At 72.3% G+C, this 2,408-nt stretch carries 4 protein-coding genes and 1 pseudogene; 3 read left to right on the forward strand and 2 right to left on the reverse strand.

The genetic code is table 11. The features are described 5' to 3' along the window. Both H5J33_RS31240 and H5J33_RS31245 read right to left on the reverse strand, forming a co-directional pair. Window positions 1-246: alpha/beta fold hydrolase (locus H5J33_RS31240; protein ID WP_399552968.1), on the reverse strand; the 246-nt coding region annotated here is incomplete at its 3' end. 77 nt (window positions 247-323) lie between these two features. After that, window positions 324-647 (reverse strand): DUF427 domain-containing protein, encoded by a 324-nt coding sequence (locus tag H5J33_RS31245; RefSeq protein ID WP_181798127.1) that lies wholly within the window; start codon window positions 645-647, stop codon window positions 324-326. A gap of 65 nt (window positions 648-712) precedes the next feature. Here H5J33_RS31245 and H5J33_RS31250 point away from each other — a divergent pair, with 65 nt between their 5' ends. The 3 genes and pseudogenes from H5J33_RS31250 to H5J33_RS31260 form a co-directional block, all read left to right on the forward strand. After that, entirely contained in the window at window positions 713-1,252 is a 540-nt protein-coding gene (locus tag H5J33_RS31250) for a TIGR00730 family Rossman fold protein (RefSeq protein ID WP_181798128.1), read from the forward strand. 7 nt (window positions 1,253-1,259) lie between these two features. Further along, entirely contained in the window at window positions 1,260-1,958 is a 699-nt protein-coding gene (locus H5J33_RS31255; RefSeq protein WP_181798129.1) for an SDR family oxidoreductase, read from the forward strand. A 52-nt stretch (window positions 1,959-2,010) separates the two neighbouring features. Continuing rightward, window positions 2,011-2,408, forward strand: a pseudogene (locus tag H5J33_RS31260) (methionine synthase); the annotation flags it as partial.

The following is a 2,408-nucleotide window of genomic DNA, read 5'->3' on the forward strand; positions in this document are numbered from 1 at the left end:
GCGCTCGGCCTCCGCGCGGATCTCCTCCACCTCGCGGTCGACCGCGTACGGCGCCGTGTCGGCGCTCTCGCCGCGGCCCCGGCGGTCGTAGACGACGGCCGTGCAGCGCTCCGCGAGACGCTCGGCCAGGGGCAGCACGGTGCCGCCGGTGGACATCGCGCCGCTCACCAGGATCACCGTGGGCCCGTGACCGGTCACGTGGTACGCGAGGGAGGTGCCGTCGCGGGAAGTCGTCTTCTTGTCCATGGCCGTGCAGACTGCCGCACGGCACCCCGCCCACCGGTCACGACACGGCGAGAGGCGGCGCGGTCGTGACACCGCGGTCAGGAGACCTCGGTGTCGTAGAAGCAGTAGTGGTCCCCGAGCTCGGCCATGTCGGGCTTCGGCTCGGGGTACGCCCAGACGAGGTCGGCCGCGTCCGGCAGCGACCAGTAGGACGCCGTGCCCTTGTAGGGGCAGACGGTGTGCGTGTCGGAGGGGGTCAGCAGATCGAGGCGTACGTCCTCGGCGGGGATGTAGTACCGCACCGGACAGCCCGTCTCGCGCAGCTCCAGCGGCCGGTCGCTCTCCGCCAGCACCACGCCGTCGTGCACCGCGCGCACGTGCCGCTCGCTCTTGTGGATCGTGATCGTGTGTCCATCGGTCATACCGGAACAGCACCGGACGGACCGCGCTTCTTCCCACGCGGCGCGGGCACCGTACGGTATGAGTCATGAACATCTGCGTCTTCCTGTCCGCCGCCGACCTCGACGAGCGTTACACGCGCCCCGCGCGCGAGTTCGCGGAACTGATCGGCAAGTCCGGTCACACCCTGGTCTGGGGCGGGTCCGACAGCGGTCTGATGAAGGTGGTCGCCGACGGAGTGCAGGAGGCGGGCGGCCGGCTGCTGGGCGTCTCCGTGGAGTTCCTGGCGAACAAGGCGCGGCCCGGCGCGGATGAGATGATCATCGCCGCCGACCTCGGCGAGCGCAAGAAGCTGCTGCTGGAGAAGGCCGACGCCGTGGTGATCATGGTGGGTGGCACCGGCACCCTGGACGAGGCCACGGAGATCCTGGAGCTGAAGAAGCACGGCCGCACCGCCAAGCCGGTCGTGCTGCTGAACACGGCGGGCTTCTACGACGGCCTGCGCGAGCAGTTCCGCCGCATGGAGGCCGAGGGCTTCCTGCCCCGCCCGCTGGCCGAGCTGGTCTTCTTCGCCGACGAGCCCGCCGCGGCCCTGGCCTACCTGGAGGAGCAGGCCGCCGGGCACTGATGCGAGCATGGGCCCCATGGCTACTCATGTGATCACCGGGGCCGGTTCCGGCATCGGCGCGGCCGTGACCCGCCGGCTGCACGCGCGCGGGGACGAACTCGTGCTCCACGCGCGCGACGCGGCCCGCGCCAAGGAGCTGGCGGCGGCCTACCCCGGCGCCCGCACCCTGGTCGGCGACCTCGCGGACCCGGACAAGCTCTCCTGGGCGTTCTCCCACCAGTCGCTCCCGGACCGGGTGGACTCCCTGCTGCACATCGCCGGGGTCGTCGAGCTGGGCCCGGTCGGCGAGCTCACCCCGAAGTCCTGGCACCACCAGCTGAACGTCAACCTGATCGCCCCGGCCGAGCTGACCCGGCACTTCCTGCCGCAGCTGCGGGCGGCCCGCGGCCACGTGATCTTCGTCAACTCCGGAGCCGGACTGAACGCCAGCGCCGGCTGGTCCGGGTACGCCGCCTCCAAGCACGGCCTGAAGGCCCTCGCCGACGCCCTGCGCCAGGAGGAGCACGCGGGCGGCGTCCGCGTCACCTCGGTCTACCCCGGCCGCACCGCCAGCCCCATGCAGGCCAAGGTGCACCAGCAGGAGGGCAAGGAGTACGACCCGGAGAAGTGGATCGATCCCGAGTCGGTCGCCACGACGATCCTGATGGCCCTGGACCTGCCCCGGGACGCGGAGGTCCACGACCTGTCGGTGCGCCCCGGCCGCTGACCGGGGCCCGGGCCCGTACCACTCGCCGCGCCGGGTTCCGTAGGCTTCCCTGGTGAGCGAAAACAGCCAGTTCAGGTTCCCGGGAGCCACCGGCGTCGGCTCCCTGCCCGGCACCGACGCGCGGGAGGCCGCCAAGACCGTCACCGGCAGCTTCGAGGACTTTCCGTTCCTCGCGGAGCTGCCCGCGCGCGGTCCCGGCGCCGACATGATCGGCCGGACCGCCGGGATGCTGGTCGAGCTGTACGCGCGCGTGGAGCCCAGCGGCTGGCGGATCGGGGACCGGCCGGGCCGGGACACCAGGCGGGCGCGGTCCTGGCTGGTGGAGGACCTGGACGCCCTGGAGGAGTTCACCCAGGGCTACGAGGGCGATCTGAAGGTGCAGGCCGTCGGGCCGTGGACGCTGGCCGCCGCGCTGGAGCTCAGGAACGGCGAGGCCGCCCTGTCGGACGC

Origin of the sequence: Streptomyces sp. WELS2 (genome assembly GCF_013870595.1) — a bacterium.
GTDB lineage: Bacteria > Actinomycetota > Actinomycetes > Streptomycetales > Streptomycetaceae > Streptomyces.

Bases quoted from the DNA above. Each gene is read 5' to 3' on its own strand.
- H5J33_RS31255 (WP_181798129.1), top strand. From the start codon at position 1,260: ATGGGCCCCATGGCTACTCATGTGATCACCGGGGCCGGTTCCGGCATC.
- H5J33_RS31250 (WP_181798128.1), top strand. From the start codon at position 713: ATGAACATCTGCGTCTTCCTGTCCGCCGCCGACCTCGACGAGCGTTAC.
- H5J33_RS31245 (WP_181798127.1), bottom strand. From the start codon at position 647: ATGACCGATGGACACACGATCACGATCCACAAGAGCGAGCGGCACGTG.